The 20,462-nt window shown below is 64.8% G+C and carries 22 protein-coding genes; 12 read left to right on the top strand and 10 right to left on the bottom strand.

The features are described from left to right. Positions 1-196 precede the first annotated feature (196 nt). Complete coding sequence (locus LCM4577_RS20435; protein WP_071073132.1) at positions 197-625, top strand: GNAT family N-acetyltransferase; 429 nt, start codon at positions 197-199, stop codon at positions 623-625. A 193-nt stretch (positions 626-818) separates the two neighbouring features. Here the strand turns inward: LCM4577_RS20435 and zapE are convergent, their stop codons facing one another. The 3 genes from zapE to LCM4577_RS20450 form a co-directional block, all read right to left on the bottom strand. Further along, positions 819-2,018 (bottom strand): cell division protein ZapE, encoded by a 1,200-nt coding sequence (gene zapE, locus LCM4577_RS20440; RefSeq protein WP_071073134.1) that lies wholly within the window; start codon positions 2,016-2,018, stop codon positions 819-821. Positions 2,019-2,204: 186 nt separating this feature from the next. Continuing rightward, entirely contained in the window at positions 2,205-2,768 is a 564-nt protein-coding gene (locus LCM4577_RS20445; RefSeq protein ID WP_040987992.1) for a protease inhibitor Inh/omp19 family protein, read from the bottom strand. Positions 2,769-2,976: 208 nt separating this feature from the next. Further along, entirely contained in the window at positions 2,977-3,414 is a 438-nt protein-coding gene (locus LCM4577_RS20450) for a glyoxalase/bleomycin resistance/extradiol dioxygenase family protein (RefSeq protein ID WP_083354796.1), read from the bottom strand. Positions 3,415-3,538: 124 nt separating this feature from the next. Here LCM4577_RS20450 and LCM4577_RS20455 point away from each other — a divergent pair, with 124 nt between their 5' ends. From LCM4577_RS20455 to LCM4577_RS20490, 8 genes are all read left to right on the top strand, one after another. Next, on the top strand, positions 3,539-4,546 hold the full coding sequence (locus LCM4577_RS20455) for an MBL fold metallo-hydrolase (RefSeq protein ID WP_071073135.1): 1,008 nt from the start codon (positions 3,539-3,541) through the stop codon (positions 4,544-4,546). A gap of 61 nt (positions 4,547-4,607) precedes the next feature. Further along, positions 4,608-4,769, top strand: coding sequence for a DUF1328 family protein (locus LCM4577_RS20460; RefSeq protein ID WP_040987840.1), 162 nt, complete (start codon positions 4,608-4,610; stop codon positions 4,767-4,769). A 74-nt stretch (positions 4,770-4,843) separates the two neighbouring features. Continuing rightward, complete coding sequence (gene dapF / locus LCM4577_RS20465) at positions 4,844-5,728, top strand: diaminopimelate epimerase (protein WP_071034166.1); 885 nt, start codon at positions 4,844-4,846, stop codon at positions 5,726-5,728. Then, a complete protein-coding gene (gene mtaB, locus LCM4577_RS20470) occupies positions 5,728-7,053 on the top strand; it encodes a tRNA (N(6)-L-threonylcarbamoyladenosine(37)-C(2))-methylthiotransferase MtaB (protein ID WP_071034164.1) in 1,326 nt (441 codons plus the stop codon). The genes dapF and mtaB overlap by 1 nt, the downstream gene beginning before the upstream one ends. A gap of 15 nt (positions 7,054-7,068) precedes the next feature. After that, entirely contained in the window at positions 7,069-8,796 is a 1,728-nt protein-coding gene (gene ftsY, locus LCM4577_RS20475; protein ID WP_071073139.1) for a signal recognition particle-docking protein FtsY, read from the top strand. A 63-nt stretch (positions 8,797-8,859) separates the two neighbouring features. Continuing rightward, the gene (locus LCM4577_RS20480; RefSeq protein WP_071073141.1) at positions 8,860-9,516 is read left to right on the top strand and encodes a septation protein A; all 657 of its coding nucleotides are present in this window, start codon (positions 8,860-8,862) and stop codon (positions 9,514-9,516) included. Positions 9,517-9,535: 19 nt separating this feature from the next. After that, positions 9,536-10,156 (top strand): pyridoxamine 5'-phosphate oxidase family protein, encoded by a 621-nt coding sequence (locus LCM4577_RS20485; protein ID WP_040987847.1) that lies wholly within the window; start codon positions 9,536-9,538, stop codon positions 10,154-10,156. 36 nt (positions 10,157-10,192) lie between these two features. Further along, positions 10,193-10,723 carry an NADPH-dependent FMN reductase gene (locus LCM4577_RS20490; RefSeq protein ID WP_071073143.1) on the top strand — a complete coding sequence of 177 codons (531 nt, stop codon included), beginning with the start codon at positions 10,193-10,195 and terminating at the stop codon, positions 10,721-10,723. 229 nt (positions 10,724-10,952) lie between these two features. On the opposite strand, the gene LCM4577_RS20495 is transcribed toward LCM4577_RS20490, so the two are convergent. Together LCM4577_RS20495 and LCM4577_RS20500 are read right to left on the bottom strand one after the other, a co-directional pair. After that, positions 10,953-11,159, bottom strand: a complete 207-nt coding sequence (locus LCM4577_RS20495; protein WP_041003007.1) for a 4-oxalocrotonate tautomerase family protein — start codon at positions 11,157-11,159, stop codon at positions 10,953-10,955. A gap of 278 nt (positions 11,160-11,437) precedes the next feature. Next, positions 11,438-12,358, bottom strand: coding sequence for an SMP-30/gluconolactonase/LRE family protein (locus tag LCM4577_RS20500; RefSeq protein WP_041010984.1), 921 nt, complete (start codon positions 12,356-12,358; stop codon positions 11,438-11,440). Positions 12,359-12,670: 312 nt separating this feature from the next. Here LCM4577_RS20500 and LCM4577_RS20505 point away from each other — a divergent pair, with 312 nt between their 5' ends. Then, positions 12,671-12,835, top strand: a complete 165-nt coding sequence (locus LCM4577_RS20505; RefSeq protein ID WP_116390116.1) for a hypothetical protein — start codon at positions 12,671-12,673, stop codon at positions 12,833-12,835. 161 nt (positions 12,836-12,996) lie between these two features. Here the strand turns inward: LCM4577_RS20505 and LCM4577_RS20510 are convergent, their stop codons facing one another. The 4 genes from LCM4577_RS20510 to ccmA all read right to left on the bottom strand — a co-directional run bounded on the left by LCM4577_RS20510 (position 12,997) and on the right by ccmA (position 15,348). Then, positions 12,997-13,575: a DsbE family thiol:disulfide interchange protein gene (locus LCM4577_RS20510; protein ID WP_041003012.1), complete on the bottom strand. Its 579-nt coding sequence runs from the start codon at positions 13,573-13,575 to the stop codon at positions 12,997-12,999. Then, complete coding sequence (ccmD, locus tag LCM4577_RS20515; protein ID WP_041003014.1) at positions 13,572-13,739, bottom strand: heme exporter protein CcmD; 168 nt, start codon at positions 13,737-13,739, stop codon at positions 13,572-13,574. Before ccmD ends, LCM4577_RS20510 begins: the two co-directional genes overlap by 4 nt. 117 nt (positions 13,740-13,856) lie before the next feature. Further along, positions 13,857-14,522, bottom strand: a complete 666-nt coding sequence (gene ccmB, locus LCM4577_RS20520) for a heme exporter protein CcmB (RefSeq protein ID WP_041003016.1) — start codon at positions 14,520-14,522, stop codon at positions 13,857-13,859. A 217-nt stretch (positions 14,523-14,739) separates the two neighbouring features. Then, on the bottom strand, positions 14,740-15,348 hold the full coding sequence (ccmA, locus tag LCM4577_RS20525; protein ID WP_071073145.1) for a heme ABC exporter ATP-binding protein CcmA: 609 nt from the start codon (positions 15,346-15,348) through the stop codon (positions 14,740-14,742). A 283-nt stretch (positions 15,349-15,631) separates the two neighbouring features. Here ccmA and acnA point away from each other — a divergent pair, with 283 nt between their 5' ends. Continuing rightward, the gene (gene acnA / locus LCM4577_RS20530; protein WP_071073146.1) at positions 15,632-18,343 is read left to right on the top strand and encodes an aconitate hydratase AcnA; all 2,712 of its coding nucleotides are present in this window, start codon (positions 15,632-15,634) and stop codon (positions 18,341-18,343) included. A 76-nt stretch (positions 18,344-18,419) separates the two neighbouring features. Here the strand turns inward: acnA and LCM4577_RS20535 are convergent, their stop codons facing one another. Continuing rightward, the gene (locus tag LCM4577_RS20535) at positions 18,420-19,091 is read right to left on the bottom strand and encodes a ceramidase domain-containing protein (protein ID WP_071073148.1); all 672 of its coding nucleotides are present in this window, start codon (positions 19,089-19,091) and stop codon (positions 18,420-18,422) included. Positions 19,092-19,276: 185 nt separating this feature from the next. Between LCM4577_RS20535 and LCM4577_RS20540 the strand changes: the two genes are divergently transcribed. Further along, a complete protein-coding gene (locus LCM4577_RS20540; RefSeq protein WP_071073150.1) occupies positions 19,277-20,092 on the top strand; it encodes a thioredoxin family protein in 816 nt (271 codons plus the stop codon). Positions 20,093-20,462 lie beyond the last annotated feature (370 nt).

Raw genomic sequence — 20,462 nt, forward strand, 5'->3', positions numbered from 1 at the left:
TTGTCTATGACGAGACGGTGACGTGGCCAGAGAGGCCGAAAGGATGCGAGCAACCGCGAGAATTAGCCGCACCGAATAGCTCCGGCCAAAGAAAAATTCAAACGATTATTTCGGACCCAGTGTTTTCAATCGGTTAGATGCTTCGGGAATTACGTAAACGTCAAAATTCGTGAGCCGACTGAGGAGAATTTACACAATGAACGTCGAAATCAGAAGGCTTCATCCCGGCGATGACGCTGTTGTGATGCGAGTGGCCGACGCGGTATTCGATGAACCGGTACGGCCGGACCGCCTCGCGGCCTATCTCAACGCGCCCGGCCATTTCATGATCGTTGCGATAATTGACGAAATCGTGGTCGGCCAGTGTGCCGCCGTCGTCCACCGTCATCCGGACAAAGTGAGCGAGCTCTATATCGACGAGGTCGGCGTGGCGCCGCCCTTCCAGCGGAAGGGCATCGCGAGAAAGATGCTCGACGCCATGTTCGAGATCGGGCGCGAACATGGCTGCGAAGAAGCCTGGGTCGGGACCGAGCCGGATAACGAGCCGGCGCGGGCGCTTTATGAAACGCGGAAGGAGCCGCACGGGAAGGCGGAGGATTTCGTGATGTATGTGTATCAGCTGTGAGATTAGCCGAAGACCCCTCCGCCTCGTCATTCTAGGGCGGAGCAAGGAGTGAAGCGACGCGCGCAGACCCTAGAATCGATGCCGTGACGCTAAAGCTTTGGAACGGTTCAGAATTCTGCTCCAGCGCGTTCCATGTTCGGACGTCACGGAATGGATCCTCGGGTCAAGCCCGAGGATGACGAAGGCGAGGAGGCTATCCCTGCGCCTGCCGCGCCTCCGCCACCGGCGCGGCCTGCCGCCGCTCCGCCCAGCCTTCCAGCCAGTCGCGGCTCTGCATCTCGACCAGGCGCGATGCGGTGCGCTCGAATTCGAACACTTCCGTGCCGCGCTTCGCCGTATAGAGCTCTTGCGGAGGCGCCGCGGCGCTCATCACCAGCCGCATGCGGTGGTCATAGAGCGTGTCGATCAAAAGGATGAAGCGCTTGGCCTCGTTGCGCTTGCCTTCGCCCAGCACCGGCACATGGTCGACGAAGACGGTCGAGAAACGGTCGGCGAGCGCCAGATAGTCGCGCGCGCCAAGCGGCTTTTCGCACAGGTCGGCGAAGGAAAAGCGCGCCGCGTCGCCGGCGGCGCGCGGCACGACGAGCTGGCGGCCTTTCAGCGTCAGCGTCACCGCTTCGGTCGGCTTGCCATGCGTCATCGCCTTCCAGGCCTCGTCCAGCGCGCGCTCGGCCGAAGCATCGTCCGGCGTGACATAGACCGGCTGCCGGTTGAGTTTTTCCTGCCGGTAGTCCTTGTCGGCGTCGAGCGTCATCACGGCCGCATTGCGCTCGAGCAGCGAGATGAACGGCAGGAAGAGCTGGCGGTTCAACCCGTCGCGGTAAAGGTTCTCCGGCGCCACGTTGGAGGTGGCGACCAGCACCACGCCGTTGGCGAACAGCGCCGAGAACAGGCGCGACAGGATCATCGCGTCGGCGATGTCGGTGACGGAAAACTCATCGAAGCACAGCACCCAGGCCTGGTCGGCCAGCGCCCGCGCCACCGGCGGGATCGGATCGTCTTCCTTGACCGTGCCTTCCTTGCGCGCCTGCCGGTGCTTCTGGATGCGGTCCTGCACATCGGCCATGAAGTCGTTGAAATGCACGCGGCGCTTGCGCCGGACCGGCAACAGCTCGAAGAACATGTCCATCAGCATGGTCTTGCCGCGGCCGACGCCGCCATGGATGTAGAGGCCCTTGACCGGCTCGCGCGGCTGCCGCTTGGCCGCGAACAGCCAGCCCAGCGCGCTCGATTTATGCGCCAGCCTTTTGGCCGAGATCTCGTCGATCAGCCGGTCGAGCGCGGCGACGATGCGCTCCTGCGCCGGATCGCGCTCGACCGCGCCGCTTTCAACCAGATGGTCGTAGCGCTGCTTGACGGTCGCATGGGTCTGGAGGCCGTCGCGCAAATGCATGGGTTCACGTCATTACTTTGAGCAGAATGCCCTGAGAAGGCGCCGGGCTATGTTGAGATTCAGGTCAGGCCGAGCCGAGAACGGTGGGTTCCAAGAACCGGAGCGGAGCGTACCTGAAGTACGTGAGCACCGGAAGCGCAGGAAGCCGTCATTCGCAGGCCGGCCTCACCTGAATATCGGCATAGCCTACCTTGTAAGCGAGATAGGCTGCCCATTGGAAGTCTGGCCGTCGAACTTTTCGCCGCCCGACGAATAGAGCCTGGCGAGCGTCCCACCATTTTCGTCGTAGAGCGTCAGCTGCTTGCCGGCGACGTTCCACGACTTGATGCCGTCGATCGGCGCCGGGCAGTGCAGCGGACCGGCGCGGTAGCCGGCGCCGAACTTGGTCTGCGGCGTCGCCACCTTGCAGCTTTGCCCGGAGACATTGACGTTCCACACGCCGGCGACGCTGGCCGCGGTGAGATCGGTGGCGCCGGCGGGCGCCGTACCGTCCGGCGGCAGCGAAGCGACCTGGGTGTTCTTCGGCGCAGTCGGGAATTGCGAAGGATCGGTGGTACCGGGGGAAGCCGGCGGCGGCAGCTGGTTCTGCGTTACCGTGCCGGACGGCGCCGGCGTCAGCGGCGCCGGCTGCTGGTCGTCCATCGACGAGAAGCGCGAGGTAGAGCAGCCGCTCGCAACCAGCGCGGCCAGCGATACGGCCACGAGGCCGCTCCGCGAAAAGAGGGGGGGCCGCGAAAAGGGGCGGGTCATCGAAAAATTCATCAAAACCTCCGTCGGATCCGGCCGGGGGGAGCCATCCGCGTAATCTTCGCTTCACCAAGACGGCGAAGGTGGCAGAATTTCAACCCGATATGGTTAAAATAGGGTTTTCGAACCAGCTGTTGCAAATTTATCGCAACAAGCGAACAGCGCCGGGACACCGCTGGCGGCGGCCACATAAACCGTTGAAATGGCAGCGTTAAATCCGCGCGCTGGGCACGAACACGTAGCCGTCCGGACCGACGACGTAGCATTCGCGAAGGCCATGCGGCTTATCGGCCGAGCCGGCCAGCACAATGTGGCCAAGCGCCGCCGCCTTTTTCTCGACCGCATCCGGATCGGCGCCGTAAAGGCGTAGCTCTATGCCGGCGCCGCGTGTGTCGGCGCCAGAAGTGACGCCGGTCATCGGATTGTCGAGATAGCTATGATCGGCATGCAGCATGAAGATCGAGCCCAACAGCTCGACCGCCGCGAAATCCTCATCGGCATAGATGATGCGGGCCCCGAGCACCTCGCGGCAGAAAGCCTCCATTGCCGCCATATCGGTGACCAACAGGTTGACGCCCACCCCATGCGGCAGCGAGCGGCCGAAATCCTCGGCCTTCATCCACGGTGTCTTGGTCCGCTTCATCGCCATGACGATCACCCTCTCTCCCGATCCTAATTGAACCGGTCTCCGCCCGTTGGCATTCGCCAGCAAAATGCTTGCGCCAGGCGAGCGCGTCCTTATCTCAGGAAAGATCGAGCCGGCGGGAGAGTGAATGGCCGAGAGAAGAAGAACCGCCAACCGCTACTACCACGGCCCGCCCAGCGATCATTTCGACGGCGCCTTGTTCTTCAACCCCGGCGGCAAGCCGCCCGGGCGCTTCAGCGATCTGCTCAGATGGCAATTCAGCGGCAAGCGGCCGAAATGGCCGGCTGCCTTTCCGAGCCCCCATCCGCCGGCAAAGCCGCATGGGCGGCTGGATGGCGGCGCGCTTCGGCTCACCATGGTCGGCCATGCCTCGCTTCTCATCCAGACCGCAGGGCTGAACATCCTGACCGATCCAGTCTGGTCGGAGCGCGCCTCGCCCTTCGCCTTTGCCGGCCCGAGAAGGGTCAATCCGCCAGGAATCGCCTTTGCCGACCTGCCGCCGATCGACCTGGTCCTGGTCAGCCACAATCACTACGACCATCTCGACCTCGCCACGCTGAAGCGGCTGAAGGAGAGACACGACCCGCTGGTGCTCACGCCGCTCGGCAACGACGCCATCGTCGGCCGCGCGGTGCCCGGCATGCGGCTTAGCGCGCATGATTGGGGCGATCGGATCGACATCGGCGCGGCGGCCATCCATGTCGAGCCGGCGCATCACTGGTCGGCGCGGGGCGGGCGCGACCGCCGCATGGCGCTATGGGCCGGCTTCGTCATCGAGACAGGGGGCGGCAACATCTATTTTGCCGGCGACACCGGCTTCCACGACGGCATCAACTACCGGCTGATGGGAGAAAAGCATGGCGGCTTCCGCCTCGCCATCCTGCCCATCGGCGCCTATGAGCCGCGCTGGTTCATGGCGCCGCAGCACCAGAACCCGGAGGAGGCCGTAGAGGGCATGAAGCTCTGCAACGCTGCTCACGCCGCTGGCTGCCATTGGGGCACCTTCCATCTCACCGACGAGCCGGTCGAGGAGCCGGCGCAAAAACTGGCCGAGGCTCTAGAGGCGCAAAGTCTGCCGCCAGAGCGCTTCCGCGCCATGCGACCGGGCGAAGTGTGGGACGTACCGCCCATCTGACAAAGGAACCCAAACCGGCCAAACGCGTTGATCCGCCGACGCAATTTCGCCGGAGCTTCCCATGATCAAGTGGATCATCATCCTTCTCATCATTGCCGCCGCCGCGAGCCTGCTCGGCATGCCGGCTTTGGCCGGAGCGGCCGCTACCGGCGCACGCATCCTCATCGGCATCGTCCTGATCATCTTCCTGCTGATCGTGCTCGGCGTCTTCGCCGTCACATAAGACTCGGGCTGGACTGGTAATTCCGGGCCGTTTCAGCCATATAGCGGCCAAATGGAACTGGAATGACCGGTTAGATGGCAGGCCCCGCCCCCTTCGCCAAGATGAACGGCATCGGCAACGAGATCATCGTTGCCGACATGCGCGGCCGTGCCGACAAGGTGACGGCGGAAGCGGCGATCGCCCTCAACGCCGACGCCGCGACCAAGTTCGACCAGATCATGGCGATCCATGACGCGCGTACGCCGGGCACTGCCTATTACATCGACATCCTGAATTCCGACGGCACCGGCGCGCAGGCCTGCGGCAACGGCATGCGCTGCGTCGTGCAGGCTTTAGCCGCCGAGACTGGCCTCAAGACCTTCACCTTCGAGACCCGCGCCGGCATCCTCAATGCTCAGGAGCACGCCGACGGCTCGATCTCGGTCGACATGGGCAAGCCGCGCTTTGGCTGGCAGGAGATCCCGCTCGCCGAGGAGTTCCGCGACACCCGCATGATCGAGCTGCAGATCGGCCCAATCGACGCGCCCGTGCTGCATTCGCCTTCGGTCGTCTCGATGGGCAACCCGCACGCCATCTTCTGGGTCGACCGCGACGTCTGGTCCTATGAACTCGAGCGCTTCGGTCCGCTGCTCGAGAACCATCCGATCTTCCCCGAGCGCGCCAACATCACCATTGCCCAGGTGACGTCGCCCGAGACCATGATCATCCGCACCTGGGAGCGGGGCGCCGGTCTCACCAAGGCCTGCGGCTCGGCCGCATGTGCCGCCGTGGTGGCGGCCGCCCGCACCAAGCGCACCGGCCGCAGCGTCTCGCTGCTGACGCCCGGCGGCGGGGAACTCAATGTCGAATGGCGCGACGACGACCACGTGATCCTGACCGGTGCCGCCGAATGGGAGTTTTCCGGCAGCTTCGATCCCTCGACCGGCGCCTGGGTCCGCGACACCGAAAGCGCCGCCTGATGTCCGCCCCTGAAAAAGGCGCGGCCCAGGCCCCCGCCGGCAAGGGCATCGACGTCGTCACCTTCGGCTGCCGCCTCAACACCTATGAGTCGGAGGTGATGCGCCGCGAGGCCGAGAGCGCCGGCCTCGGCGCGCTGCAAGGCGGCGCCGTCATCTTCAACACTTGCGCCGTCACGGCAGAAGCGGTGCGCCAGGCCAAGCAGGCGATCCGCAAGGCGCGCCGCGAGAACCCTGAAGCCCGCATCATCGTCACCGGCTGCGCGGCGCAGACCGAGCCGCAGAATTTCGCCGCCATGGACGAGGTCGACCTCGTGCTCGGCAATGAGGAGAAGCTCAAGGCGAACTCCTATCGCGCTTTGCCCGACTTCGGCGTCAACGACACCGAGAAGGCGCGCGTCAACGACATCTTTTCGGTGCGCGAGACGGCAAGCCACATGGTCGACGCCATCGAGGGCCGGGCGCGCGCCTTCGTGCAGGTGCAGAATGGCTGCGACCACCGCTGCACCTTCTGCATCATCCCCTATGGCCGCGGCAATTCGCGCTCGGTGCCGATGGGCGCCGTGGTCGAGCAGGTCAAGCGTCTCGCCGGCAACGGCTATGCCGAGATCGTGCTGACCGGCGTCGACATGACCAGCTTCGGCGCCGACCTGCCGGGCAGCCCGAAGCTCGGCAAGCTGGTGAAGACCATCCTGCGCCAGGTGCCGGATGTTAAGCGGCTGCGGCTGTCATCGATCGATTCCGTCGAGGCCGACGACGACCTGCTTGACGCCATCGCCACCGAGCCCAGGCTGATGCCGCATCTGCATCTGTCGCTGCAGTCGGGCGACGACATGATCCTGAAGCGCATGAAGCGCCGCCACAGCAGAGACCAGTCGATCCGCTTCTGCGAGGATGTGCGCAAGCTGCGTCCCGGCGTCGTCTTCGGCGCCGATATCATCGCCGGATTCCCGACCGAGACCGAGGCGATGTTCGAGAATTCGGAGAAGATCGTCGAGGAATGCGGCTTGACGCACCTGCACGTCTTCCCGTTCTCGCCTCGCGAAGGCACGCCCGCCGCGCGCATGCCGCAGGTCCGCCGAGAGGTGGTGAAGGCGCGCGCCGCAAGGCTGCGCGCCGCCGGCGAGGCCGCCTATCGCCGTCATTTGTCATCGCTTGCCGGCACGCGGCAGTCGATCTTGATCGAGCGCGACGGGCTCGGCCGCACCGAAGGCTTCACGCTGGCGGCGATCGACACCGGCGCGCCCGGCGAGATCGTCGAGGCCATCATCACCGGCCATGACGGCGCCCGGCTGATTGCGGCGCCCTTGGCCGCGCAAGCCGCCTGAGAAACTGCGAGACGCATGGCTGGTTTTTTCAAGAAGATATTTTCGTTCGGCAAGAAAGAGGTCGTCGAGGAGCGCGTCGACGAAACGGCCCCGCTGCCGCCGATCAAATGGGATCAGCTCGACGCACTGAAGCCGGAGGCCGATCAGGCCGCGCCTCAACCGACCCCCGAAGAGCCTGCGCCTCAACCTGCCCCTGAAGAGCCGCAACCCGAGCCTGCTCCGACCGTTCCACCGACGCCTGAGCCGACCGTTCCGCCTGAGCCGGAACCGCTGCCCGGCCCCAAGCCGGAAGAGGAACCGCAACCGGCTCCGGAGACGCCCGAACCGCCCTCACCGGAAGAAGTGCCGGTACCCCCGGCAGAGCCCGAGCCCACCCCAGGCCCGGCGCCCGAACCCACACCGCAGGAGGTGCCCGTACCTGCGCCGGCTCAGCCGGATATCGAGCCTTCGCGTCCGGAACCGCAACCTGAGCCGACGCCGGTCGAGGTGCCGACGCCGCCCAGCGAGATTCCGGCCGAGACGCCTGCGCGCGAAATCCCGCCTGCGGAAGCCTTGCCTCCCCTTCGCCAGCCTGCGCCCGTCGAGCCGCAGCCGATCCATGCCGAGATCGCGCCAGAGCCTGAAGCCGCGCCGACGCCCCACCCTCCGCTCGATGGGGAGCGCCGCCACGACGTGGCGGGGCGGGGTGACGGCGCCGAGGTAGAGCCGGCGCTCGTTCCAACATTACAACCCGCTCCCGAGCCAAAACCCGCCGCCGGCAAGGTGACGGTCTCGAAAAAGGTCGAACAGAAGGCCGAGCCGGTGAAAGCGCCGGAGCCGGCGCCGCGGCGTTCCTGGTTCCAGCGCATGCGCGAAGGGCTGGCCCGCTCGTCGCGCGAGCTCACCGGCAACATTGCCGGCGTCTTCACCAAGCGAAAGCTGGACGAGGACACGCTGCAGGATCTGGAGGACGTGCTGATCCGCGCCGATCTTGGCGTGGAGACGGCGCTCCGCGTCACCGACTCGCTCGCTTCCAGCCGTTATGGCCGCGACGTCTCCGATTCCGAGGTCCGCGCCGTGATGGCGGCGGAAGTGGAGAAGGTGCTGACCCCGGTCGCGAAACCGCTGGAGCTCGACCTCAGCCACAAGCCGCATGTCATCCTGGTCGTCGGTGTCAACGGCACCGGCAAGACGACCACCATCGGCAAGCTCGCCGCCAAGCTGACCGACGGCGGCCTCAAGGTGATGTTGGCCGCCGGCGACACCTTCCGCGCCGCCGCGATCGAGCAACTGAAGATCTGGGGCGAGCGCACGAAATCGCCCGTCATCGCCACCAAGCTCGGCGCCGATGCGGCGGGCCTTGCCTATGACGCCTTCGAAAAGGCGAAGGAGGCCGGCTCCGACGTGCTGATCATCGATACGGCCGGGCGCCTGCAGAACAAGACCGAGCTTATGGCCGAGCTGGAAAAGATCGTGCGCGTGCTGGGCAAGCTCGATCCGGAAGCGCCGCACACGGTGCTGCAGACGGTCGACGCCACCACCGGCCAGAATGCGCTGAACCAGGTGGAGATCTTCCGCAACGTCGCCGGCGTCAACGGACTGGTGATGACCAAGCTGGACGGCACGGCGCGCGGCGGTATTCTGGTGGCGATCGCCGCCAAGCACAGGTTGCCGGTCTATTTCATCGGCGTCGGCGAGCAGGTCGACGACCTCGAACCATTTTCCGCCAGCGAATTCGCCCGGGCGATCGCCGGCGTGGCTTGAACAAGGGCGTGATCTTGGAAGGCCGCCTGCTTTTCGGCCAGATCATGCGCAAGAAGGACTTTTATGAACATCCTCGAACGCGACCCGTCCGATCCACGCCGCAAGCCGATGAATCCCGGCCTGAAGTTCCTGCTCGAGCTGGGACCGGGCCTGGTGTTCTTCTTCACCACCATTCGTGGCGAGTGGCTGGCCGAGAAATTTCCCATCCTCACCCATCTTGGCGAGCCGATCCTGATCGCCACCGCCTTCTTCATGGTCGCGACCGCACTTTCGCTGAGCGCCTCCTGGGCGCTGACGCGCAGCCTGCCGCTGATGCCGCTGGTCTCGGCCATCGTCGTCTTCGTCTTCGGCGCGCTGGCGCTTTACCTGCAGGACAAGACCTTCGCCTTCATGAAGCCGACCATCATCAACTCGCTGTTCGGCGTCACGCTTCTCGGCGGGCTACTGTTCGGCCGGTCGCTGCTCGGCTACGTCTTCGATTCCGCCTTCCAGCTCGATGCCGAGGGCTGGCGCAAGCTGACCTTCCRCTGGGGCCTGTTCTTCCTGTTCCTGGCCGTGCTCAACGAGGTGGTGTGGCGCAACTTTTCCGAGGCGACCTGGCTTTATTTCAAGGTCTGGGGCACGATCCCGATCACCTTGCTGTTCACCTTCAGCCAGATGCCGCTGATCATGCGCCACTCGCTGGAGGAGAAAGCCAAGGAAGAGAAGGCGGGGAATTAAGCGCAGGACGGGGGGCGGTATGGAATTCCTGACCACGCATGCCGAGCTGAGGACGATCTACAAGACGCCCCGGCCGACCGACGGCTCCATCCGCAAGGAACTGAAAGCCCTCGACGGCCATTGCCGTTCCTTCATCGGCAAGAGCCCCTTCGTGCTGATTGGTTCCTCCGACGGCGCCGGCAATGCCGACGTGACGCCCAAGGGCGACAAGCCCGGCTTCACCGCCATCCTCGATAACTCGACCATCGCCATTCCCGACCGGCCCGGCAACAACCGGCTGGACACGCTGGAAAACATCATCCGCAACCCGTCGGTCGGGCTGCTCTTCCTCATCCCCGGCATGAACGAGACGCTGCGCGTCAATGGCGACGCCCGCATCACCGTCGATCCCGCCTTGCGCGAACGCCTGGCCGTCGACGGCAAGGAGCCGCAGAGCGTGATCGTGGTGACGGTCAAGGCCGCCTATATGCATTGCGCCAAGGCCTTCATGCGCTCCGACCTCTGGAAGCCGGAGACCTGGTACGATCGCGCCACGCTGCCGACGCTCGGCCAGATCATCCGCGACCAGCTGGCGCTGAGCGAAAGTGCCGGTGAGATCGATCGCGAGTTGGACGACGATTACCGCCAGACCATGTGGTAGGCTTTCCGGACGACTCACTCCTCGTCCGGTTCTCCCTTGATCGACATCATCGCCATATCGGGCAGCCTGCGCGCCGCCTCGACCAATTCGGCCCTCGTTGCCGCCTTGGCCGCCAACGCGCCCGCGGACTGCCATGTCCAGGTCTATGACGGCCTCGGCCGGCTGCCGATCTTCAACCCCGACGATGAGGGCGACCGCACGCCGCCCGAGGCGGCACGCCTGATCGAGATGATCACCCGCGCCGACGGCGTCATCGTCTCGTGCCCGGAATATGCGCATGGCGTGCCCGGCGGCATGAAGAACGCGCTCGACTGGCTGGTCTCGCGCGACGCCGCCCTCGGCAAGCCGGCGATGCTGGTGCATGCCTCGCCGCGCTCGCTCTATGCGCGGGCCGCCTTGGCCGAGATCATGCGGACGATGTCGTTCGCGATGTATGAGGGGGCGCTGGAGATCGCGCTGCTGGGCAAGAAGCCGGCGGAGATGGAGATGATCCTGGCGGAGGGTTCGAACCGCCAGGCGATGTGTGAGGCGGTGCAGGGATTCGTGGGGTTTATTCGATCACAGTAAGCGCTGACCTGCTTCGCTTGCGATCCTTCGCGCCCCCCTCTGCCCTGCCGGGCATCTCCCCCACAACGGGGGAGATTGGCAGTTTCGGCGCCGGCACGCTCCTGCAACGTCGACGATTGGCGAAAGCCGAGGCGACATCTAATCTCCCCCCTTGTGGGGGAGATGTCCGGCAGACAGAGGGGCCGCTGTCCCGCCGACCCCTCGCAACTTTTAGGCCCTGGAAGAGCCTTTACCCCTTTCGCAGCGTCTCGACATCGGTCTTGCCGACATACCAGTCGCGGGCGTTGACCTCCTCGAACACCACCCAGACATCGTTGTTGCTGAGCCCGGTGGCGTCCATGATGGCCGCGGTCACCTTCTTGGCGATGTCAGCCTTCTTGCCGGCCGGATCGGCGGCGATCACTTCCTTGACGATGCGGATGTTGACGAATGGCATTTTTGCTCCCTCCCCTTCGGTTGCTTGCACGGCCGAGACTGTTTCGAAATTCGCTCCGGCGAGTCATATGGTGGTGGTTTCGAGAACCGGAGCGGAGCGGACTTTTAGGTCCGTGAGCCTGCGCATGACCCCGAAATCGAAATCGATTTCGGAAAGGATCATGCGCCAAGTAAAATTCCTGCAGCGTCCTTTGCGCGTCCAAGAGGACGCGCGGCGCTGCAGTAGCGCAGAAACCGCCGGCAGATGGCCGCCGGAGTAGAATTTCCAAACAGTCTCGCTCAATAGGTCTTGGCCCCATTCACCATCAGCCGCACCATGTAGAGCGAGGTGGTGCCGGCGATGTAGAGACAGTTGAGCTTGTTGCCGCCGAACACGCAGTTGGCGGTCACCTCAGGCACCTTGACCTTGCCGATCAGCGTGCCGTCCGGGTCGTAGCAGTGGATGCCGTCGGCAGCGCTTGTCCAGATGCGGCCGTCCGAATCGAGTCTGAATCCGTCGAACAGGCCGGCGGTGCAGTCGGCGAACACCTTGCCGCCCGAAACCTTCTTGCCGTGCTTGCCGACGTTGAAGACCCGCATATGCGCCGGGTTCTTCTCGCCATGCGTGCGGCCGGTGTCGACGACATAGAGCAGGCTTTCGTCGAGCGAGAAGGCGAGCCCGTTCGGCCGCACCATGTCGGTGATGACGGCCTCGACATCGCCCGTCTCCGGATCGACGCGATAGACGTTGCAGGCGCCGATCTCGCTTTCGGCCTTGTCGCCCTCATAGTCGGTATCGATGCCGTAGCTCGGATCGGTGAACCAGATTGAGCCGTCGGAGCGCACCACCACGTCGTTAGGCGAGTTCAGCCGCTTGCCCTTCCACTTCTCGGCGATGGTGGTGATCGAGCCGTCGAACTCGGTGCGGCTGACGCGGCGGCCGGAATGCTCGCAGGTCACCAGCCGGCCCTGACGGTCGACCGTGTTGCCGTTGGAATTGCCGGACGGCTGGCGGAACACGCTGACGCTGCCGTCGGTCTCGTCATAGCGCAGCATGCGGTTGTTCGGAATGTCGGACCAGACGACATAGCGGCCGGCCGCGAACCAGGCCGGTCCTTCCGCCCAGCGGCAGCCCGTGAACAGCTTTTCCACCTGCGCGCTGCCGTTGAACAGGCGCGCGAAGCGCGGATCGAGAATTTCGTAATAGTCAGCGGCCGCCATCAATTTCCTCCCGGCATCAGGTGACGGGCGGATCAAGCCAGCCCGAAGCCGATCTGGCAAGACGGCAGGCCTGCAATTTGTATGACAAAACGGATGAGAACTGCGTGAAGCGCGCCATCTCGGCTGCAAGGCCGGGCACATAGGCCTGTTAGGTCGGAATTAACCGGCTATGCGCTGATTGCAATGGTGCATTGCAACATCTTTCTTTTGCAACGCACCATTCCTATGTCATCCTCGCAATCGTCAGGGAGGAACAACCGGCCGCGCCAATGCGGCATAGCCGAAACAGTTCGGCCTTAAAGGAACCCTGTCATGTTCGACAATCTTGTCTCCCGTGCCCGCGCCAGCATCGCCAAGCGCCGCCACTACAACCGTCTCGTCGCCGAAATCGAGAACCTGTCGAGCCGCGATCTCGCCGATCTGCGCGCCGACCGTTCCGAGATGCTCTACCAGGTCCACAAGCAGATCTACGGCTGAGCGACAGACCCTCACCCGGATTGCCAACCGAATTGCGAAGGCAATTCGGGGCAATCCGACCTCTCCCCAAGGGGAGAGGAGCAGGTAGGCGCCAGCGCCAACCTCTTCTCCCCTTGGGGAGAAGGTGGCCGCGAAGCGGCCGGATGAGGGGGAGCGCCGCCTCAGCCCGGCGCCGCCAGCGCTTTCTCGATCTGCGGTAGCAGCAAAGCCTTCACGGAGTCGGGCGTCAGCGGCCCGACATGCTTGTAGGCGATCTTGCCGTCCTTGCCGATGACGAAGGTCTCCGGCACGCCATAGACGCCCCAGTCGATCGCCGCGCGTCCGGCCGGATCGACGCCAATCGCCTGATACGGATTGCCRAGATCGCCAAGGAAGCGGCGGGCGTTTTCCGGCTGGTCCTTGTAGTTCAGCGCGGCAAGCGTGAAGCGCTTGTCCTGCGACAGGCCGAGAAGCACCGGATGCTCTTCGCGGCACGGCGCGCACCAGGACGCGAACACGTTGACCAGCGTCACCTTGCCGGCAAAGTCTTTCGACTCGAGCCCCGGCAGGCTCATCCCCTCGAGCGGCGGCAGGTCCGTCTGCGGCGCCGGCAGGCCGATCAGCGCCGAGGGGATTTCAGAGGTGTCGCGGCCCGAGAGCAGCTGCGACAGGAACAGTCCCGCCAACCCCAGGAACACCAGGAGCGGCAGAAGCACGAACAGACGGCGCCGTGGCGCCGGAGCTTCGCCTTCGAGGCTCATGGTTTTACTGCCTTGTCGGAACGCCGCCGCACCCCGGCCGCTTCGAGCGCCGCGAGCTCACGCTTGCGCGCCCGCTGGTCGAGCAGGATCCAGCCGACCAGCCCGGCCAGCACGACGGCCGTGATGGCATAGGCGGCGGTGACGAACAGGGCATGCGCGCTCACAGCGACCGCTCCCTGCTCTTGGTCATGTCAACCGTTCCGATCATGTCTTCCCTTAGCCCTAGCGCGACCGTCCTGCAATTTGCCGCGGTGCCGCAGTGAAGGAACGTCTCCCTCGCCTCAATCCGTCCCGTGCCGCAGCGCCAGCGCCGCCGCCAGCGGGCCCAGCACCGCAAGAAACAGCGTCAGCGCGGCCAGAATGAGGAAAGGCTGCAGGAACGGCGCCGGATCGGCCACCGCGCCATAGCTGGCCGAAACGCCGAATATCAGCACCGGAATGGTGAGCGGCAGCACCAGCACCGAGATCAGCAGCCCGCCGCGCGGCAGCGCCACCGCGACCGCGGCACCCGCGGCGCCGATGAAGGTGATGGCCGGCGTGCCGACAAGCAGCGTCAGCGCCGTCGCGCCGATACCCAGCGGCTCCATATTCATGAACAGGCCGAGCAGAGGAGCCGCGACCACCAGCGGCAAAACGCTGCCCGTCCAATGCGCCAGGCATTTCGTCAGCACCGTCAGCGCCAGCATGTGGCGGTCGCCGTTGAGCACCAGCAGGTCGAGCGAGCCGTCCTCGCGGTCGGCCTGGAAGAGCCGGTCGAGCCCGAGCAGGCAGGCGAGCAGGGCGGCGATCCACAGGATCGCCGGGCCTATGCGCGACAACAAGTTGAGGTCGGGGCCGACGCCGAACGGGATGGTGACGATGACCGCGAGGAAGAAGATGACGCCGGTCAACGCGCCGCCGCCGGCGCGGATGGAGAGGCGGATGTCGCGGAGGAAGAGGGCCCACATTATGAGGTCGCCCCTTGGCAATCTGAGACGCAGAGTTCCTTCGCGCCCCCCTCTGTCCTGCCGGACATCTCCCCCACGAGGGGGGAGATTGGCTGTTTCAGCGCCCCGCCGGATCTTCCGACGTTGGTAGTTGGCGAAATCGCCGGCGACGTCTGATCTCCCCCCAAGTGGGGGAGATGGCCGGCAGGCCAGAGGGGGGCGCCGTAGAGCACCGACATCAAAGACCTACCTTCATTTGCAGCTCGTGCGCCCCTTCCAGCCCCAGCGGCAGATGCGTCGCCGCCACCACGATCCCCCCATCCCGCAGGTGCCCCCGCATCAATCCCGCGAACCGTTCCTCCGAGGCCTTGTCCAGTCCCGCCGTCGGCTCGTCCAGCAGCCAGACCGGCCGGCGGGTGACCAGAAGCTTGGCGATCGAGGCCCGCCGTCTTTGCCCGGTCGACAGATAGCCGAAGGGCAGGTGCCCGAGACCGCCGAGCGCCACCGTCTCCAGCGCCTCCTCCACGCCAAGCCCCGCCTCCCCCTGAAAAGCCCGCCAGAAGCCGAGATTCTCCTCGACGCTGAGCGCCGTCTTCATCGCATTGAGATGGCCGAGATAATGCGAGGCCGCGGCGACCGTCGGGAAAGCCTCGCCGCCGCCCTCGAATCGAACTTTCCCTTCGGCGGCCGGCAGGAGCCCGGCGACTACCCTCAGCAGCGTCGATTTGCCCGCGCCGTTCGGACCGGTGACGATAAGCGCCTCGCCCTTGTCCAGCGCGAAGCCGATATTGGAGAAAACCGTCTCGCCGCCGCGCTCGCCGCCCAGATTTTCGGCGATCAGCCGCATTCTTTGCCCGTCCGAAATCACCGTTTCGCGGCCGTTCCCGGCTCACGCAAATTCGTCTTTCGACTGTCTAGAACTATTCCAGGAAATTCTCTATATGCGGTTCATCCGTGCCAGCGGTCGGCGCGGGATCAGAATTAGCGCCGAACCAGCGCACGTGCCGCCTTGAACGGCTCGGGTTGCTTGGGAGCGGACAGCGGAAATGGCCGTACCCGCACCTTTGCGCGTGATTGCATGCCAACGGCGTCCGTTCCCTTTCAGGCTGAACAGACAAGGACGGATCGCCGTGACGAAATCCCTCGACAGTTTCAATTGCCGCCGCACCCTGACCGCAGGTGGCGCGGACTATGTTTATTTCGACCTCGTTGAGGCCGAGAAGAACGGCCTCACCGGCATCGCGCAGTTGCCCTATTCGATGAAGGTTCTGCTGGAGAACCTGCTGCGCAACGAAGATGGCCGCTCCGTTACCAAGGAATCGATCCAGGCGGTCGCCGCCTGGCTGACCGACAAGGGCACCGCCGGCGTCGAGATCGCCTATCGCCCGGCCCGCGTGCTGATGCAGGATTTCACCGGCGTTCCGGCGGTGGTCGACCTCGCCGCCATGCGCGACGGCATCAAGGCGCTCGGCGGCGACCCGGAAAAGATCAACCCTCTCGTGCCGGTCGACCTTGTGATCGACCACTCCGTCATCGTCGACGAGTTCGGCACGCCGATGGCCTTCGCCCGCAATGTCGAGCTCGAATATGAGCGCAACGAGGAACGCTACAAGTTCCTGAAATGGGGCCAGCAGGCCTTCCGCAACTTCCGCGTCGTGCCGCCCGGCACCGGCATCTGCCACCAGGTCAACCTCGAATATCTCGGCCAGGTCGTGTGGACCAATTCGGAAGATGGCGAGACGGTCGCCTATCCGGATACCTGCGTCGGCACCGATTCGCACACCACCATGATCAACGGCCTCGGCGTGCTCGGCTGGGGCGTCGGCGGCATTGAGGCCGAGGCGGCGATGCTCGGCCAGCCCGTGTCCATGCTCCTGCCCGAGGTCATCGGCTTCCGCCTCACCGGCAAGCTCAAGGAAGGCGTCACCGCCACCGACCTCGTGCTCACCGTCACCCAGATGCTGCGCAAGAAGGGCGTCGTCGGCAAGTTCGTCGAGTTCTTCGGCCCCGGCCTCTCCAACATGACGCTGGCCGACCGCGCCACGATCGGCAACATGGCGCCGGAATACGGCGCGACCTGCGGCTTCTTCCCGGTCGACTCGGAAACCATCCGCTATCTGACCATGTCCGGCCGCGAGGAAAACCGCATCGCCCTGGTCGAGGCCTATTCCAAGGCGCAAGGCATGTGGCGCGACACGGGCTCGGCCGACCCGGTCTTCACCGACCTGCTCGAGCTCGATCTTGGTGACGTCGTGCCGTCGATGGCCGGCCCGAAGCGCCCCGAAGGCCGCGTCGCCTTGCAGGACATTCCTGCCGGCTTCGCCAAGGCGATGGAGACCGAGTACAAGAAAGCTGCCGAGATCTCGAAGCGCTACGCCGTCGAGGGCGCTTCCTACGATCTCGGCCATGGCGACGTCGTCATCGCCGCCATCACGTCCTGCACCAACACCTCCAACCCGAGCGTGCTGATCGGCGCCGGCCTCTTGGCCCGCAACGCCAACCGGCGCGGCCTGAAGCAGAAGCCGTGGGTCAAGACCTCGCTCGCTCCCGGCAGCCAGGTGGTGGCCGAATATCTGGAAAAGTCCGGCCTGCAGAAGGAGCTCGACCAGATCGGCTTCAACCTGGTCGGCTTCGGCTGCACCACCTGCATCGGCAATTCCGGCCCGCTGCCGGCGCCGATCTCCAAGACGATCAACGATAAGGGCCTCATCGCCGCGGCCGTGCTTTCCGGCAACCGCAACTTCGAAGGCCGCGTCTCTCCGGACGTGCAGGCCAACTACCTCGCCTCGCCGCCGCTGGTGGTGGCGCATGCGCTGGCCGGCACCGTGACCAAGGACCTCACCACCGAGCCGCTCGGCGAGGGCAGCGACGGCAAGCCGGTCTATCTCAAGGACATCTGGCCGACCTCGGCCGAGATCCAGGAGTTCATCGAGAAGAACGTCACCCGCGAGCTGTTCGCCCGCAAATATGCCGATGTCTTCAAGGGCGACGCCTATTGGCAGAGGGTCAAGGCGCCGGCAGGCCAGACCTATGCCTGGGACGACCACTCGACCTATGTGCAGAACCCGCCCTATTTCGCCGGCATGGGTCGCGCCTTCGGCAAGGTCGGCGACATCAAGGGCGCACGCGTGCTCGGCCTCTTCGGCGACAAGATCACCACCGACCACATCTCGCCGGCTGGCTCGATCAAGGCCGCTTCGCCCGCGGGCAAGTACCTGACCGAGCATGGCGTCGGCGTCGCCGACTTCAACCAGTACGGCACGCGGCGCGGCAACCATGAGGTGATGATGCGCGGCACCTTCGCCAACATCCGCATCCGCAACCACATGCTGGGCGAGAACGGCCGCGAGGGCGGCTACACGATCCACTATCCCTCGAAGGAGGAGATGTCGATCTACGACGCCGCGATGGAGTACAAGAAGGAAGGCGTGCCGCTGGTGATCTTCGCCGGCGTCGAATACGGCAACGGCTCGTCGCGCGACTGGGCGGCCAAGGGAACGAATCTGCTTGGGGTCCGCGCGGTCATCGCCCAGTCCTTCGAGCRCATCCACCGCTCCAACCTGGTCGGCATGGGCGTCATCCCCTTCGTCTTCGAGGAGGGCACCTCATGGGCTTCCCTCAATCTCAAGGGTGACGAGTTGGTCGAGATCGACGGCCTGGACACGATCAAGCCGCGCCAGAAGATGGTCGCCAAGGTGACCTTCGGCGACGGCACGGTGAAGAACGTGCCGATCATCTGCCGCATCGATACGCTGGATGAGCTCGACTACTTCAAGAACGGTGGCATTTTGCAGTACGTGCTGCGCGATCTGGCCGCGTGGCGGCCAGGCAGTAGGGCTTAGGCAATAGGCAGTAGGGAAACAGGACACCTACTGCCTACTGCCTACTGCCTACTGCCTACTGCCTACTGCCTACTGCCTACTGCCTAACCTTCGGCTTCCCAAACCGCGCCGTCGCCGCGAGCAGCACCGCCAGCATCAGCCCGTTGAAGACGTGCCAGAGGAAGTGCGTGCCGAGCGGGAAGCTGGCGCAGACCAGCGGATCGATCATGCGGCAGATGACTGAGACGACGAAGATCGCCGATCCCGTCAGATTGTACCATCCGGCCCGGTTGCCGGTGGCCGCCACCCACGCCCCGAAGAAGGCGAGCGCCAGGAAGGGCGGCAAATAGCCTGTGGTGCCGTTCGAGGCCTGGCGCAGCCAGTCGGGCACCGCATAGGTGATCAGGCCGGCCACCGCATAGAAGGCGACGAAGACGAGGATCGCCTTGCTCCAGTCCATGCCGAGGAATCGCCGCAGGTTGAACAGCGTGTAGGCCAGCGTGAAGCCGGCGATCGGCAGGATGTCGGCCCAGATCGTGCCTTTGCTGGCGAAGGTGTGGAACAGGGTCGAGCCGATGCCGATCGCCACCACCCACCAAGCCAGCACCTCGGCGAAGGCGCCGGTCTGATAGCGCCGCACCTGCCAGACACCCCACAGTCCCGCGGCAATGAAAGCCACGTTGGTCAAAGCATTAGCCGGCTCCGCCCAAAGTCCAGGCCCCGTCCGTTCGCAATAGAGATCGACAGGGGTCAGGAGAGTTTGCCACATGGTGAGGATGCTGCTCCCGAATCGAACCGCGCCTTGAAATGCAACCGCTCTCCTATTGCGCCCTGACCTGCGGCTGCAACAGCAAAAATTTCACCGCAACGTGACTTCCCGTTGACTGGCGCTTCTGCCACATATTTTAGCAATCAGAACAAAGGCCGGCGTCACCGGCGGGAATTGGAAAAGTCATGGCATTTCGAGGACGATTGCGGCTTGCGGCGGCGGCGCTGGCCCTGACGGCGTTGGGCGGCGTGGCCCTGGCAGCCGAGCCTGAGAAAGCCGCGACCGGCAAAACCGACAGGGCCCAAATCGACAGGCCCCAAATCGACAGGCCTTTGGGCGTGGTCGAACTGTTCACCAGCCAGGGCTGCAGTTCCTGTCCGCCGGCCGACGAGTTTTTCGCCGAGCTCGCCGGCAAGGACGACATCGTCGCGCTCGCCTACCACGTCAATTACTGGGACTATCTCGGCTGGCAGGACACGCTGAGCACCAAGGAGAACACCGACCGCCAGTATGACTATATGCGCGCCTTCGGCAGCCGCTCGGTCTACACGCCGCAAGCCGTCATCAACGGCCGCAGCCACGTCAACGGCGCCAGCCGCAAGGACGTCGACGGTGCGCTGGCCCGCATGGACAGGACCGGCGAGGGCATGCGGGTCGCCATCAAGGTGAGCCGCACCAGCGACCGCGTCATGATCGACGCGGGCGACGCCGCCGGCGGCGGCCCGACCGATGCCCATCTGGTGATCGTCTATTTCGATCCGCCGCAGATGGTGAAGATCGGCCAGGGCGAGAACAGCGGCCGCAGCCTGACTTATTGGAACGCCGTCTCCGACATCCAGACCGCCGGCATGTGGCACGGCAAGGCGCAGCGTTACGAATTGCCGATGACCGAGATCGCCAAGAAGGGCGGCTGCGCGGTGCTGCTGCAGTCGGTCGGCAAGGACGGCATGCCCGGCCCGATCCTCGGCGCCGCCTTCATCCGCAAGCCGGATCGGCTTTAGCTTTTTCCCTTCTCCCCTTGTGGGAGAAGGTGAGTCCCACCATGCAATAAAAAACCGGCGTCAGCTTGCTTCTGACGCCGGTCATTCAGGTTTTGGGATCGTCGCACCTGATTTTTCCAAGGAAAAACCGAGGTTGGTTCGATCCGACGCTGACCCGTGGGCGGGGGGCTTGGGGTTTACGAGCCGGTGCCGGACCGAACCGTCTCAGGCAACGCCGGTAAACTCGTCGGACATTGGGGCATGAGCGCGGATTATTTGTGGCAAGAATGTGGCGAAGTATCACCAATTCCAACATGCGTTTTGCAAACGTGACTGGACGTTTGGGAAACCGCGCGACCGCGCGCATGCCTCGCCGGGCGACGCAATTCCA

The organism is Mesorhizobium sp. LCM 4577, assembly GCF_001854795.2.
GTDB classification, from domain to species: Bacteria; Pseudomonadota; Alphaproteobacteria; order Rhizobiales; family Rhizobiaceae; genus Mesorhizobium; species Mesorhizobium plurifarium.